Source organism: Myxococcales bacterium (assembly GCA_016720545.1).
Classification (GTDB): Bacteria; Myxococcota_A; Polyangia; order Polyangiales; family Polyangiaceae; genus JAAFHV01.
In genome coordinates, this window is record JADKKK010000035.1 from 78,731 (window position 1) to 93,194 (window position 14,464).

General features: G+C 73.1%; 12 protein-coding genes and 1 pseudogene. 5 read left to right on the forward strand and 8 right to left on the reverse strand.

Annotation, left to right across the window (positions count from 1 at the left end):
• Window positions 1-50: 50 nt before the first annotated feature.
• From IPQ09_28965 to IPQ09_28990, 6 genes are all read right to left on the reverse strand, one after another.
• Window positions 51-2,288 carry a sulfatase-like hydrolase/transferase gene (locus tag IPQ09_28965; protein MBL0198177.1) on the reverse strand — a complete coding sequence of 746 codons (2,238 nt, stop codon included), beginning with the start codon at window positions 2,286-2,288 and terminating at the stop codon, window positions 51-53.
• Window positions 2,289-2,391: 103 nt separating this feature from the next.
• Window positions 2,392-3,276: a hypothetical protein gene (locus IPQ09_28970; GenBank protein MBL0198178.1), complete on the reverse strand. Its 885-nt coding sequence runs from the start codon at window positions 3,274-3,276 to the stop codon at window positions 2,392-2,394.
• A gap of 8 nt (window positions 3,277-3,284) precedes the next feature.
• Window positions 3,285-4,703, reverse strand: a complete 1,419-nt coding sequence (locus IPQ09_28975; protein ID MBL0198179.1) for a VWA domain-containing protein — start codon at window positions 4,701-4,703, stop codon at window positions 3,285-3,287.
• 237 nt (window positions 4,704-4,940) lie between these two features.
• Window positions 4,941-6,536, reverse strand: coding sequence for an FAD-binding oxidoreductase (locus IPQ09_28980; protein MBL0198180.1), 1,596 nt, complete (start codon window positions 6,534-6,536; stop codon window positions 4,941-4,943).
• Window positions 6,537-6,566: 30 nt separating this feature from the next.
• A complete protein-coding gene (locus tag IPQ09_28985) occupies window positions 6,567-7,397 on the reverse strand; it encodes a TPM domain-containing protein (GenBank protein MBL0198181.1) in 831 nt (276 codons plus the stop codon).
• A gap of 62 nt (window positions 7,398-7,459) precedes the next feature.
• The gene (locus IPQ09_28990) at window positions 7,460-8,086 is read right to left on the reverse strand and encodes a LemA family protein (GenBank protein MBL0198182.1); all 627 of its coding nucleotides are present in this window, start codon (window positions 8,084-8,086) and stop codon (window positions 7,460-7,462) included.
• A gap of 205 nt (window positions 8,087-8,291) precedes the next feature.
• Between IPQ09_28990 and IPQ09_28995 the strand changes: the two genes are divergently transcribed.
• The 3 genes and pseudogenes from IPQ09_28995 (at window position 8,292) to IPQ09_29005 (ending at window position 10,722) form a co-directional block, all read left to right on the forward strand.
• Window positions 8,292-8,906: a hypothetical protein gene (locus IPQ09_28995; GenBank protein ID MBL0198183.1), complete on the forward strand. Its 615-nt coding sequence runs from the start codon at window positions 8,292-8,294 to the stop codon at window positions 8,904-8,906.
• 170 nt (window positions 8,907-9,076) lie between these two features.
• A pseudogene (locus IPQ09_29000) lies at window positions 9,077-9,583 on the forward strand (M23 family metallopeptidase).
• A gap of 293 nt (window positions 9,584-9,876) precedes the next feature.
• Window positions 9,877-10,722, forward strand: a complete 846-nt coding sequence (locus IPQ09_29005) for an aldo/keto reductase (GenBank protein ID MBL0198184.1) — start codon at window positions 9,877-9,879, stop codon at window positions 10,720-10,722.
• A gap of 42 nt (window positions 10,723-10,764) precedes the next feature.
• Here the strand turns inward: IPQ09_29005 and IPQ09_29010 are convergent, their stop codons facing one another.
• Window positions 10,765-11,406 (reverse strand): HD domain-containing protein, encoded by a 642-nt coding sequence (locus IPQ09_29010; protein ID MBL0198185.1) that lies wholly within the window; start codon window positions 11,404-11,406, stop codon window positions 10,765-10,767.
• Window positions 11,403-12,011 carry a TIGR00730 family Rossman fold protein gene (locus IPQ09_29015; GenBank protein MBL0198186.1) on the reverse strand — a complete coding sequence of 203 codons (609 nt, stop codon included), beginning with the start codon at window positions 12,009-12,011 and terminating at the stop codon, window positions 11,403-11,405. Before IPQ09_29015 ends, IPQ09_29010 begins: the two co-directional genes overlap by 4 nt.
• 61 nt (window positions 12,012-12,072) lie before the next feature.
• Between IPQ09_29015 and IPQ09_29020 the strand changes: the two genes are divergently transcribed.
• Both IPQ09_29020 and IPQ09_29025 read left to right on the forward strand, forming a co-directional pair.
• On the forward strand, window positions 12,073-13,671 hold the full coding sequence (locus IPQ09_29020) for a serine/threonine protein kinase (GenBank protein MBL0198187.1): 1,599 nt from the start codon (window positions 12,073-12,075) through the stop codon (window positions 13,669-13,671).
• Between the two features lie 70 nt (window positions 13,672-13,741).
• On the forward strand, window positions 13,742-14,431 hold the full coding sequence (locus IPQ09_29025) for an NAD(P)H-binding protein (protein MBL0198188.1): 690 nt from the start codon (window positions 13,742-13,744) through the stop codon (window positions 14,429-14,431).
• Window positions 14,432-14,464: the final 33 nt, after the last annotated feature.

Consider the following 14,464-nt stretch of genomic DNA (forward strand, 5'->3'; position numbering starts at 1 on the left):
CGAGTCGTCACGCGGTGGTCGGCAAGGACGACGCGCCGCCGCCTCTCGGCTCAGGGAGCGCCGCGCGGACACGCGGCCGCGTAGCCGCGGAGGAAGCTGCCCCACAGCGCGACCGCCGGGGCGTCGAGGGGGCGGGCCTGCACCACGTCGAGCCGCGAGCGGAGCGCCTCCATGGGCGCGGCGCCGGTGCGCACGACGCCGGGCGCGAGGACGTGGAACGGGTGCGCGTGGGCGTCGATGCCAAACACCGCGCCCTCCCCTGTCGGCGAGCGAAAGTGCGGGCTCGTCGCCTGACCGCCCAGGGTGTGCCACCGGCGCGCCGGCGGGAGGTTCTTCATGGGCTCGCTGTCGCCGACGAGCGCGAGCACGAGCGACGGCAGGTCGGAGTTCGACACCGGGCGTCTTCTCGCGAGCTCCCGGAAGCGCGCCCACGCGGGCTCGAAGGCGACGGGGTCCGCGGCACGCCGCAGCGCCTCCGGGAGCCACACGACGAGCGGGACCCGGGTGAGGGCGTCGACGCGCGGTGCGTCGGTCCAAGGCGCCCATACGTGGGTCGTGTGATCGGCCGCGAACACGACGAGGGTGCGCGACGCATCGACGCTCGCCTCGACCCCCGCGACGAACCGACCGAGCGCGTCGTCGGCGTACGCGAGCGTGTGCAGGCGCGCGCAGTTCTCGCCCCCGAGCCCGCGCGCGTCGCACACCGCGCGGGCCGCGGCCTCTACGGGCGCGGGGGCGTCGGCGGGGATCGTGTACGGGTTGTGGTGCGAGAGGGTGAGGACGAAGTTGTATTGTGCACGCGCTTCGCGCCCGGCCGCGTCGAGCGCGGCGGCGTACACCGGGCCGTCGGTCACTCCGCCCCACACGCCGCGCGGGGCGCCGCTCGGGAAGTCTCGCCGCTCGTGTGCGCGCAGGCCTCGGCCGCGCAGGAAGGTGCCCATGTCGTCGAACACGAGCTCGTGCCCGTAGAAGACCCGCCCGACGAAGCCCGCGTCGCCGAGCACCTCGGGGAGGCACCGGAGCGGCAGCGCCCCGAGATCGCGCCCGAGCGCGAGGTGGAACGGCAGCGCCCCAACCCCGCACACCACGGCCGACAGGGCCTGCGCGGTGCGCACCCCGCTCTGGTGCGCGCTGGAGAAGCTCGCGGAGCTCGCCGTGTCGGGCCGCGTGGCCTGCGTGAGGAAGGGAGTGAGCGAGGCGGGCGCGTCCTCCGAGAGGCCGTGCACGTCGTCGGCGCGCACGCTCTCGAGGGACACGTGGTGGACGATCGGGGCGACGGCCCTGGCGCGAAATAGCGCGCGCGAGAGCCCGCGCGCGGCGTCGAGCAGCTCGGTGCCGTCTTCTGCGAGTGGACGCGCGAGCGGGTGCTGCATGCAGTCTGCATGCGTCTCGGCGAGGGCGAGGCGCGCGCCAGCCGCCGGGGGTAGGCCCATGTGCGCGGCGCCGAGCGCGAGCGCGTCGGGCGAGACCGGCGCGGCGACGAGGAGCTTTCTCACGGCGCCGGGCGAGCCGTCGTAGTCGCCCGCGACGAAGAGGCGCACCATCAAAGTGCGGGCGGGTGAGCCGATCGCGCCAGGGTTGTGGAGCCGCGCGCCATAGGCGCTCGACTCGCGCGCCCCGAGCCCAAGGGTGACCGACACGAGCACGCCGAGGCACACGAACGCGAGCGGCGCGCGACGCCGGAGCCACGCGCGCGAGCTCGAGGCGAGTTGTCGACGCGCGACGACCGCGAGCGCGAACGCGAGCGCGGCGCAGACGATGTTGCCCGGCAGAAAGCGACCGCCCAAGAGCGCGGGCAGCTCGGCGAGCACGAAGTCGCCGTGGCCAAGTCCCTCGCGCGCCTCGACCGGGCCCGGAAAGACGCCGCGCTGGATGCGAAACTCCATGGCGGCGTTGTGGCCCAACCAGGAGAGCGCGAGCAGCCCGCCGAGGAGCGGGGCGCCGACGCGCAGCAGCGCTGGGCGACGCACGCCGATCCACGCGAGCGTCGCGATCGAGGCGGTCACGATCGGCGCGACGAGCGCGGCGTCCGTGAGGAGGCCCCCCCCAAACGACAGCCACCGGGTGGCGCCCTCTTGCTCGAGGAAGAGGGCCACGCGCGCGGGGAGCACCGTCGCGACCGCGAGGCCCACCGCGCACGCGACGAGCAGGCCGGACGAGCGCGCGACGCTCGCCTGTCCGGCGGGAGCGCCGGCCGGGTCGTCGGCGTGCCCCCGCGACAGCGGTGGGGCACTCGAGGCAGGCGGGAGAGGCGGCGACGCGCGGGCCGCGGAGACGGGAGTGCTCAAGCGCTGGAGCCTACCAGCGCCCGCGAATGGGCCGCCAGCTCAGCGGCCCGATAGACTCCCGTCGCCCCTGCCCCGCCGCCTCGGCACGGGCTTCGTTGCGGTCCTAGCTCGCGCGCTCGGAGAGCGTGTCGGCCCGCAGCGCGGCCTCCACCTCGGCGAGCGCCTCGCTCTCGTCGTCCATGGCGGCGTGGTCTTCGGCGACGCGCTGGAGGGAGCGGTCATCGGCCCCGGCCCGGACGGCGTGCGCCGTGTCGACGGCCGTGTAGGCGCGCGCGAGCACGTCGACGTGGCGCCCGATGCGCTCATCGAGCTTGGCGAGGATGGACTCGGCGGCCGGCGACACGACGCGCTCTCGGCGGTCGAGGCGGAGGCGCGCCGTCGCGAGCCCGAGGAGCGCCCGCCACGTGTCCTCCACCTCGCGCGCGGTCTCCCGGTCCAGAGGGACGTCGGCGGCCACGCGGCGGAGCTCGGCGCCGCGCGCGAAGAGGGCCGCGACGGGCCCACGAGTCTCGCGCGAGGCGAGGCTCAGCGCGTGGGCCATGGGGTCGTCCGCCTCGATGAGGAACGGCGCGGCCACGAGCACGGCGGCGACGAGTCCGGCGACCGCCAGCGTGGCGGTCCCCGCCCCGCGGTAGGCCTGCACCACGAGGCCGGCCGCTCCGCCCGACGCGAGCGCGAGCCCCACGTGGGCGAGGCGAGCGCCCGCGACGCGCACGCGGAGCGTGCGCTCGCCAAAGACGAGCGCGACGAACACGGCGGTGGCCAAGGGCGGCGAGACCGCCCCCATGAGCGTGCCCGCGAACGCCGCGCCAGCTCCGAACATCACGGCCACCGCGTCGACGGTGCCGGAGGCGAGGAGCGCCAGCAGGGCCGCGAGCACGACGGTGACGAGGGAAGCGGGCAACGCGCCTAGGCGATGCAGGAACGGCGCGAACACGAAATAGGTGGCGCTGAGCGCGACGTAGCCGAGGCGTTTCATGGTGCTCATCACTCCCCTTAAAACGTGTTCTTTCGCATATTTGCGCTGTCGCGTTCGAAGACCGCCTTCGCGGCGGCGTTGCCCTCGGCGCTCTTTGGAGGCGCACGCCCGAACTCGCGCTTGGCGTCCCGGAGCGACTCCACTTGGCGGAGCAACGGCGCGGCCGCTGCGGGCGCGGCCTGGATGGCTTGCGCGAGCTCGCGCTCGTTCGTGTCGAGCAGCGCGCCGGCGCGGGCCAGGTCTCCCCGCGCGTATGCGGAGGCCGCCTCGAGCTGCCGTAGCGAGGCGAAGGCGCTCGTGGCGCTCGCCAGGGTCCCCAGGTCGCGGGAGCGGTCCACCGCGGCGAGGTCGTCGGTCGCGGCGACCTCGAGCCCGGCGAAGCCCACGCTGACCGGGCCGCCGCGCACGGTTCGCCACGACACTTCGCCGCCGAGCGAAGCGCGCTGGCCAAGCTCGAGGGAGGAGGCGAGCTCGAGCACGACGCGGCGGGTGTCGCCCGCAGAGATGGAGCCCACGTCGACCTCGACCGCGCCGTCGGCGAGGCGCGCCGCGCCGCCGACCGCGCGCACGAACGACACACCGCGGGGGAGCTCCACGCGCACCTTCGTGCCCTCGACCATGGTGGTCGCGGCCTCGACGAGCTCACGATCGAGGAACCGCGCGAGGGAGCCGGCGTCCTTCACGAAGCCGAAGTTGCCGTGACCAATCTCGGCGAGTGAGGCCATGTACGACTCGTCGAAGTCGAGCCCCACGCCGAGCGACGAGACGGTCACTCCACGGGCGAACGTGTCGCGCGCGAGGTCCTCGGCGCGCGAGCGTGAGGTGTCGAGGCCGTCGCTCACGAGGACGACGCGCTTCACCCGCGAGAATCCGGCGCGCGAGAGCTGACGTTCGCCTTCGGCGAGACCGCTGGGGATGTTGGTGCCGCCGGTCGCCTCGAGCTGCGAGAGCCGCGCCACGAGCTCGGCGCGCACCTCGCGCACGCGGGCGAGCGGCTGGATGAGCTCGGCGTGATCCGAGTAGCGAACGAAGGTCACCTCGTCGTCGTCGCGCATGCCCTCGAGGAGCTTGCGCACGCTGCGCCTCGCGTCCTCCATCTTCGCTCCGCTCATGGAGCCCGAGGTGTCGAGGACGACGGCCAGCGAGAGCGGCGCGCGCTCGACCTCACCGGCCCCGCGGTCGGCTTCGAGGTCGAGCTCGGCGTAGAAGGTGCCCGCCGCGCCGGCCGCGAGCTGCGTCTGGCTCATTCGCAGCGTGCCGTGGGCCCCGCGCCCCGCGAGGGTGACGAGGCCACCACTCACCGTGGTGCCGAGGGAGAGCGACGGCCGGGCCGCCTCGGCGCGCAGCAGGTAGAGGCCGCTCACGGAGAGGACGAGCGACGCCAGGGCGAGAGAGCGGCGGAGCCGCGGGATGCGTAGCCAACGGGGTTGAGACATGAGCGGTCCTTCGCGCGACGCGCGCGGGTTCGGAGTGGCCGCCACGTCGCGCGAGGTGGGCGCGGCGCGACAGGTGAAAGGCAAGCGTCGACGCCCCCGTCGCGTGCCAGCGCAGGCGAAAGGCCGTCGCGGCGCGTGGCGCTCGTGGCGCGCAGGCCGCGAAGTGTTCTCGCGGTCGTACGGGCGTGCGCGCAGAACGATCTGCGGGAGTGAATATTTGGCGCGCCGGAGACGCCGCTAGATCAGGACGCCGGGGTTCAGGATGCCGCGCGGATCGAGCTTCTGCTTCACCGCGCGCAACGCCTCACCGAAGAGCGGGGAGCGCTCGGCCTCGTACCCTTCCTTGTGCCACCGCCCGACGGCGTGATGGTGGGTGATCGTGCCGCCGGCCCTCCCGATGGCGCCCGAGGCGGCGGCCTTGATGGCGGCCCACTGGGCGAGCTCGTCGCCGCGGCGGCCCGCGCCGAGGAAGGTGTAGTAGGGCGCGGGGCCGTCGGGGTACACGTGGGTGAAGCGGCACGACACCACGCCGCCGCCGCACTCGCGCTCGAGCGCCGCGCCGACGTCGGCGCGGATGGCACGGTCGAGCTCCGGGAACGCCGACCACGTGCACGCCGTCTCGAAGGTGTCGACGACCACGCCGAGCGTGACGAGCGCGCTCTGAAGGTACGGGGCGGAGAGGAACGCGGCCTTCCACGCGGCGGCCTCGCCCGGGGCCGCCGCGCGCTCGCTCGACGAGTAGCGGCCGTCTTCATCGCAGGTGCCGCCCAGGTCGGTCGCGATCGAGAGGCTTCGCTCGAGCCAGGCCTCGAGGGGATGGTCGGCGCTCTCGAAGGCGAGGAGGAGGACGGCGTCGCCGCGATCGGAGACGCGGTGCATGAGAGCCTCGACGGGGTCGAGCAGACGGCAGTTCGAGGGGTGAAGCCCCGACTGCGCGAGGGCGCGCGTGGCGCGCACCCCGTCCTCGAAGCGCGCGAACGAGACGTTGGCCGAGGCGCGCCAGCGCGGGGTCTCCTGGAGGCGGAGGGTCGCCTCTACGATGACGCCGAAAGCGCCCTCGGAGCCGAGCATGAGGCGATCGGCGGAGGGCCCCGCACCGGAGGCGGGAACGTGGCGGGTCTCCATGCGTCCCCGCGGCGTAAGCATGCGGATCGACTGCACGAAATCGTCGATATGGGTGTGCAGGGTCGCGAAGTGTCCGCCCGCGCGCGTGGCGATCCAGCCGCCGAGCGTGGAGAACTCGAAGCTCTGCGGATAGTGCCGGAGGGTGAGCCCGTGAGGAGCGAGCCCCTCCTCGATGGCGGGACCGCGCGCGCCGGCTTGGATGCGCGCGGTCCGGTCGGTCGCGTTCACCTCCAGCACACGATCGAGCTTCGCGAGGGAGAGCGTGGCGACGCCGCGGAAGCCCTTCTCCAGCACCGACTCGACGCCGCCGACGACGCTCGTGCCGCCGCCGAACGGCACGACCTGGATGTCCTCCCGCTCGCAGAAGTGGAGGAGAGACGCCACCTGGTCTTCGCTCTCCGGGAAGAAGACCCAGTCAGGCGGGCTGGGGAACTGGCCGCGAAAGGCCCGCACGAGATCGCGGTACCCGCGACCGTAGGCGTGGCTCACGCGGTCGGCCGGGGCGTCGGAGCCGAAGGCCCGCAGCTCCTGTGGGGGCGTGAACCTCGGCGCCGGCACGTCGACCGACGCGAGGGGCACGGGCGCCTCGTCGGTGAGGGGGGTCCCCAGCGTCGCCTCGACGCGAGCGCGGAGGCGGCCTCGGCTGGCCTCGTCAGGGAACGCGTCGCTGTATCCCCAAGCCCAGTGGCTCTTCTCGCGCGAGACCATGAGCGAGCTTATGCACGGGCGCGCCCGCAATCAATAATCCCCGCTCGACCCGCCGCCGCCGAAGTCGCCGCCGCCGCCGCCGAAGTCGCTCCCCCCGCCTCCGCCGGAGTCGCTCCCGCCGCTGCTGAAGCTGCTGCCCCCGTCGTAGTAGTACACGCCGCCTCCGCCTCCGCCTCCGCCTCCGCCGCCTCGCTTGGCGGCGACGATGAGCAGGACGACGACGAGCAAGACGAACAACAGCAAGAAGGCGACGACGAAGAGACCGCCTCCACCGCCTCCGCCCGTCGGCTTCGGGGGGGGCGGCGCTCCGGCGATCTTGGCCATGATGGCGTCGACGCCCGCCTCGATGCCCTTGGCGTAGCGCCCGCCCTTGAGCTCAGGTCCGATGTATTCGCGGATGATGCGCGCGGACTCGACGTCGGTGAGCTCGCCACCGACGCCCTTGCCCGTCTCGATGCGGATCTTGCGCTCGCCCGTGGCGATGAGCAGCAGCACGCCGTCGTCGGTGCCCTTGGCGCCGAGCCCCCACGCGCGGGCGGTCTTGTAGCTGAAGTCCTCGACGGTCTCGCCGCCCAGGGTCGGCACGGTGAGCACGGCGACCTCGTGCCCACTCGTCGCCTTGTAGGCGATGAGCTTCGCCTCGATGCGAGCCTTGTCGGCCGCCGAGAGCACCCGCGCCCCATCGGTGACGGGCCCCTGGAGCGCGGGCGGCGTGAAGGCGTGCGCGAACGGAGAGAACGCGACGCCGATCACCCACACGAGCGCCGCCCACGCGAGCCTCAACAGGGCCGCGCGGGCGGGATGCGAACGGTGGGAGGCGCGGATCAGGCGGGCGGGCTTGCGGGCGCTCGGGGTCGACATCGGCTTCGCTCCGGGGGAGCGGACGCCGCCGCTCAGCGTGGATCAGCGCGCGATCGGCGCGCTCAGAACGCGACCTTCGGCGCGGCCTGCGACTCGGCGGACGCCGTGAAGTAGACCCGCTCCTTGAAGGGCTTGCCGGTGGCCTTGTTGATGGCCTGGCCCCTGATCTTCTTCAGCTCCGAGTTGTACTGCTTCACGGCCTCGTTGTACTGCTCGCGCGACCGGAGGATGCGGTTCTCGGTACCCTCGAGCTGCACCTGGAGGTCGCGAAACGACTGGTTCGCCTTGAGGTCCGGGTACTGCTCGTTCGCGACGAGCAGGCGCGAGAGCGATCCCTTCAGACCCTCCTGGGCCTTCTGGAACGCCGCCATCTTCGCAGGATCGGTGAAATCGTCGCCCGTGAGCTTGATCTGGGTCGCCGAGGCGCGCGCCTCGGTCACCTTCGTGAGCGTCTCGGCCTCGTGCTTGGCCGAGCCCTTGACGACGCTGACGAGGTTCGGGACGAGGTCGTACCGGCGCTGGAGCTGCGCCTCGTAGTCGGCCCAGCGCTGCCCGCAGAGCTCATCCTTCTCGACGAGCTGGTCGTAGCTCTGGCAGCCCGGCAGGCTCACGACGCCGACGAGCCCCACGACGAAGAGGAGAAAGGAGAGCGCCCGAGGGAGTGACCAAGTGGTCGTCGAGTGGTTCATCGCCGAGCAGGGTAGGCACTCCACCGGTGCGAAGCAAGGAGCCCCCAAGCGCGACGCCGCACCGCGTCGACGGCACCGGGGGGCTGGCTGCGCGGATCCCTGGCCCTTGGGCGGCGGCTAGAGGGGCCGGATCAGCGCGGAGAAAACGCCCGGACACGCGCAGACCAGTTGCCTCGATCCCGGTGGCCTCGCTACGGTCAAGGGCGTGAATCACCTACTCTTTCGCGCTCGTTCGCTGCGCGGGGCGCCCTTCGCGGTCGCCGCGGTCGCCGCGCTCGCCGGTTGCTCGGAAGAGCGCACGCCGTCGCGAGGAACCGCGAGCGTAGCGCCGGTCTCCGCAGGTCCCCTCGCGCGCACGCCCATCACCTTCCCCGCCGGCCCGCTCGACGAGGCCGCGCTCGCCACGCTGCCGCCCGCCGAGGCCGTGAAGGTTGGCGCGTCGCCGGTGCCCGTGTGGGTGCCGCGGGGCCGCTTCGCCGAGGTGCGCTTCGTGGCGGAGCCCGGCTTTTACACGTACTTCGGCGTGGCGGACGCGACCCTGCCCGACGGCCGCGTGTCGCGCGCGACGGTGGCCGTGCAGGGCACGCGCTTCGCGCACGAGCACGGGGAGTTCCCGCGCGACCTGTCGACCCACAGCATGCGCGCGACGCGGGGTCTCTTCACTATCAACGAGGGCATCGCGACCACGACCTGGGTCGAGGGCGGCGCCAGCTACTCGGTCGACGTCGAGTGCAGCGTCCCGGGCGACGCTCGCTGCGCGGACGAGCGCTTCGTGCTCGAGCTTACCAACGGCCTCGCGTTCGTCGGGGGTCGGAAGTGAGCCGCGCTCGTTTTCGTGGGCTCGTCCTCGCGGCCGCGGTCGTTGGGGCGCTCGGGCCTGCCTCGGCGCGCACCGCGCGCGCCCAAGCCTTCACGTATGACCCGCCCGGCAAGCTCGTGCCGACGACCTCCGGGCGCGGACGCGTCGACACGAAGGTCTACGCGCCCACGATGCGCTTCCCGATGGAGGTGCCGAGAGCGTTCGCGAACTCGCAGGTGTACGGCAACGGTGGCGGGCAGGGCCCCGGCGGCGGTCAGTGCGACGCGGTCAACTACGCGTACCCGTGGCACGACAACTTCTGCGAGTCGCGCTCGTACTCGATGCCGCTGTGCCCGGCTGGCACGGGCCACCAAGGGCAGGACATTCGTCCCGGCACGTGCGTGAAGGACATCCACTGGGTGGTCGCCGCGGAGGCGGGCACGATCACGAGCATCGGCTCGTACTCTGTGTATCTGACGGCGGCGGACGGCACGCGCTTCGACTACCTCCACATGAGCAACGTGGCGGTGAAGGTCGGCGACCGGGTCACGCGCGGTCAGCGGTTGGGCCAGGTGTCGAACGTGTTCGGCGGCACGCCCACCACCATCCACCTCCACTTCAACTTGCGCCAGACAGTGTCCGGCGTGGGCGCCGTGTACGTGCCGCCTTATCTCTCGCTGGTCGAGGCCTACAAGCGGGGCACCGCGCCGGCGGACGCGGGCGCGCCCGACGCCGCGCCCCCGAGGAGCGACGCCGCGTCCGCGGACGGCGCCGCCCCGGGGCCGACCCCTTCCCCCACTTCCCCCATCCCGCCGCCGGGGCCTGACGAGCTGCCCACTCCGGAGGGCGAGCAGGCCGCGGAGAACGGTCTGGTGGGCCCGCCAGAGGAGTCCGGGTGCAACAGCGCGGGCGAGGCTCCGTCGCTCTTCGCCGTCGGCGCCGCGGGCGTCCTCGCGATGGCCCTGGCGCGACGGCGGCGCTCGCGCGGGCGATGAAGCGGCGCGCGCTCGGGAAGTCCGGCGCGACACTGCCCGTCATCGGCCAGGGCACGTGGCGCCTCGAGGCCTCGCCGCGCGGTGACGCGGTGCGGGCGCTGCGCCGGGGCTTCGAGCTCGGCATGACCCACGTGGACACGGCCGAGGTGTACGGCCGCGGCGTCGTCGAGGAGATCGTGGGGGAGGCGATCGCGGGCCGCAGGGCCGAGGTGTTCCTCACCTCGAAGGTGCAGGCCGACCACGCGACCTACGCGGGCGTGATCCTCGCGTGCGAGCGCACGCTTCAGCGCCTCCGCACCGACCACCTGGATCTCTACCTCTTGCATCGCCCGAGCGAGATCCCGTTCACCATGACGTTGCGCGCCCTCCAGACCCTCCGGCGCGAGGGAAAGATCAGATATATAGGCGTGAGCAACTTTGACATCGCCGAGCTCGAGGAGGCGTGTGCGCTGGCCGAGCCGGGTGAGATCGTCGCGAACGAGCTCCTCTACAACCTCGGCGAGCGAGACATCGAGCACGTGCTCCTCCCCATGTGCGAGCGGCTCGGCATCGCGGTGATCGGCGCGTCGCCCTTCGCATCGGGCGAGCTCGTCGCTCCCAGCAGGGAGAGCGCCGAGGTGCTCGCCGACGTCGCCTCCGACCACGGCGTGAACCCGCGCGCCGCGGCTCTCGCGTTCCTCGTGCGCCGCCATTCTCTGTTCACCATCCCGAAGGCGGCGACGCTCACGCACGTCGACGAGAACGCCGCGGCGGGCGACGTCACGCTGAGCGAGCGCGAGCTCGTCGAGCTCGACCTGGCCTTCCCGCTCGCGGCGCCGCGCTCTCGTTTGCCCACGGTCTAGCGATGACGACGCGGGTGCGCGCACGGCGCGGAGCGCGCCGCGCTACGGGTCGAAGGCCACCTCGCGTCCGAGCTGCGCGACGAAGGCTCGCATGAAGGCGACGCGCTCGTCGGCGAGGGCACGCGCCGAGGAGGTGTGGAGCAGCGCGGGGATCCGGAAGAGCTTCCGCTCGAAGTGGTCGAGGGCGTACGCCTTGTCGTCGAGCGCGCGCGCTCGCGCGAGCGGATCGCCTGGGTGGTAGAGGCGCGACCCCATCTCCGCGGCGGTCGCGACGCACCTGGCGACCCCGATGGCCCCGATCGCGTCGAGGCGATCGGCGTCCTGGAGGATCTTGCCCTCGAGCGAGTCCGGGACCACGCCCTTCGAGAACCCGTGGTCGCGAATCGCGGCGGCGACGCGCACCACCAAGCGCTCCGCGGCGCCCGCGCCGCGCAGGACGCGAGCCGCCTCCTCGGCGCACAGGTCGCCGGAGCGCGCCGAGTCGGGGTGGTTCTTCGGCAAGCTCACGAGCTCGTGGAGCAGCGCCGACGCCCGGCACACGTCGCGATCCGCGCCCTCGCGCTCCGAGAGCCGCTCGGCGGTCCGGAGCACGCGCTCCACGTGGGCGAGATCGTGGCTCGGAGGCGCTCCCTCGAGCGCGCGCGCGACCACGCCGCGCAAGATCGCCTCGAGCGCGGGCGTCACGGCTCGCGGCGCGGCTCGGGCCCGTCGACCCACTTCGACCCGTAGATGGGGCGCTCGAAGCGGATGAGATCGTCGAGCAGCGCGTCGGGCTCCGGGTTCGAGACGAACAGGCCCTCGTGCTCCGACGTCGCGAAGCCCTCGGCGACCGTGTGCCGGACGAGCGCGCGGAGCGGCCCGAAGTATCCGGCGACGTCGAGCAGACCGATCGGCTTCTCGTGGAGCCCGACCTGCGACCAGGTGAGCACCTCGAAGAGCTCGTCGTAGGTCCCGAGCCCGCCGGGGAGGGCGATGAACGCGTCCGCGCGCTCGATCATGCGCGCCTTGCGAGTGTGCATGGTGTCGACGAGGTGAAGCTCGGTGAGCCGGGGGTGGCCGACCTCCTTCGCCTCGAGCCACCGCGGGAGGATGCCCACGACCTCGCCCCCCCCCTCGAGGACGGCGTCGGCGACCTTCCCCATGAGACCCACGCTCGCGCCCCCGTAGACCAGTCGGATGCGCCGGCGGGCCAGGGCCCGGCCGAGCTCGACGGCCGCGCGGGAGTATTCCGGGCGGTTTCCGGGCCTTGACCCGCAGTAGACGCACACGCTCTCGAGGGATCTTCGCAATGGGTACCTGCCACCATCCTACGCTGGTCCCACCAGCACACAAACCGCGTATCCTGCCACCATGCCCGCGGATGACTTCGGCCTCGTCGGCGCGACGATCGACCAGCTTCGCTTCGAGAAGGTCGTCGACGGTGGCGGCTTTGGTCTCGTCTACAAAGCGACCCACGAGGGCCTCGGTGAGCCCGTCGCGGTGAAGTGCCTTCGGCTGCACTCCTCGGTCGACGACGAGATGACCGAGCAGTTCATGCAGCGCTTCAAGGACGAGACGCGCATTTTATACCGGCTGAGCCAAGGCTCGCTCGACATCGTGCGCGGTATCTCCAGCGGCACGCTCACCTCCCCGAAGACCGGCGAGAGCGTGCCCTACATGGTACTCGAGTGGCTCGACGGGCACCCGCTCTCGCGTGAGCTCAAGACCCGCGTGAAGGCCAAGAACCCGTACACCCTCGAGGAGGCCATGCAGCTCCTCGATCCAGCCTTCTCCGCGCTCGCTCACGCGCACGCCCAGGGGATCGTTCACCGCGACATCAAGCCCGGCAACCTGTTCTTCACGCGCACGCGCGACGGATCCATGCGCATCAAGGTGCTCGACTTCGGGCTCGCCAAGATCTTCGAGCCCACGCTGGGCGTCGTCGCGAGCGTGCAGACCATGGGCGGCATCGCCCTGTGCTCGCCCTCGTATGGCGCGCCGGAGCAGTTCCTTCGCCGCTTCGGCCCGCTCGGCCCGTGGACCGACGTCTACGCGCTCGCGCTCTTGCTGCTCGAGCTCTTGTCGATGAAGAAGGTGCGCCACGCCGACGGCATCGCCCAGGCGCTCGCGAAGGCCATCGAGAAGGAGACCGCGTCGCCCACGCCCGCGAGCCTGGGCATCACGGTCCCGCCGCAGGTCGCCGCCGTGCTCGAGCGCGCGGTCGATCGCGAGACCCACGTGCGCCCAGCCGACGCGGGGAAGCTCCGCGACGAGCTGCTCGCCGCCATGGCCGAGGCGAAGTCCGAAGCGCAGCGGAGCATGCCGCCGCCCGCCGCGCCGAAGGCCCCCAGCGACTCGGCGGGCCTCAACGTGACGGTCGCGATGGCCGACCGCGACCGCGCCTTCGCGCTCGCGCGCGCGGGGGCCTTCGGGGCGCCCGCGGGAGGCGGAGCCGCCAACCTCGCCTCGCTCGCCCAGACCGCGATGCTCCCGTCGGGCGCGTTCGGCTACGCGGCGCCTTCGCCGTCGACCCCGCCGCCCGCGATGGCGCCCGAGCACCGCGCGCCCACCCCCGCGGCGGGGCGGCGCCCGTCCGTCCCGCCGGGCGCCACGACCACGGCACCGCTCCTCGCTCCCGCCATCGTCCCGGCCGCGACGGAGCCCGCCGCGATCCCGCCGCCGCCCCAGCCGGCTCAACCCGCCGCCGCGCCGCCCGCGCTCGCGCAAACCGCCCCGCTCGCGGCGCCGTCGCCCGAGCCAGCGAGGCCATCGCCCGTGGCACAGCTCGCGCTCGCGTCCGTCGCCGACCTGCCCGCGCGCCCGTCGGAAGGGCCGGGCCGCGCCCGCTCGATCGTCACCGCCGTCCTGGTCGTGTTGGCCGCGGCGGCCATCGTTGCAGCCTACATCTACTTCGACAAGAAGGGCCGCGGGGGCTACGTCGCCCCGATCTCCGCGCGGGCGCCCGCGTGAACCGGCGAGTGAGCCGCGCAGGAGCGAACGATGGTCGATGGCGAAGCCGCGCCGAAGGCGAGGTGTCGCCATGAAGCTGTTCGTCGCGGGCGCGACCGGCGCCACCGGGCAGGTGTTCGTCCCGCTCGCGGAGGCCGCGGGGCACGAGCTGACGCTACACGTCCGACCGGCGTCGCGAGCGCGCTCGCCGTTCGGCGACGATCCACGCGCGGCCGTGTTCGAGCTCGGCGACGCAGACGCCACCCTGGCCGCGCTCCGCGGACACGACGCCGTCGTGTCGTTCGTCGGCACCATGCGCGAGCGCTTCTCGCGGGGGGACGACTACACGTCGAGCGACCTTGGGAGCGCCCAGCAGCTCGCGCGCGGCGCCCGGCGCGCCGGGGTCCCGCGGATGCTTCTGCTGAGCTCGGTGGGCGCGGGCGGCCTGGGCGCGTACCTCAAGATGAAGCTCGCGTGCGAACAGGCGGTCCGCGCCGAGGGCATCGGCTGCACCTTCTTTCGTCCGAGCATCCTCGTCAGCCCGTCGTGGGCCGCGGCGGGCTCGCACGGTGCGCGGCGTGCGCCCCTGGGCACGACGGCGCTGTTCGGCGGGCTCGGGTACCTGCCCGGGCTCTCGGGGCTCTCCCTCGACTACAAGCCGATCCCGATCGAGCGCGTGTGCGCCGGGTTCCTCGACGCGCTCGCCAAGCCCGAGCCATACGACGGCCGCGTGGTCCTCGGGCGCGACCTCTGGCGCCTCGACGTGCCGGAGCGGGGCTAGCGAGACCGAGGCAGAGGTCCATCCCCGTCCGCT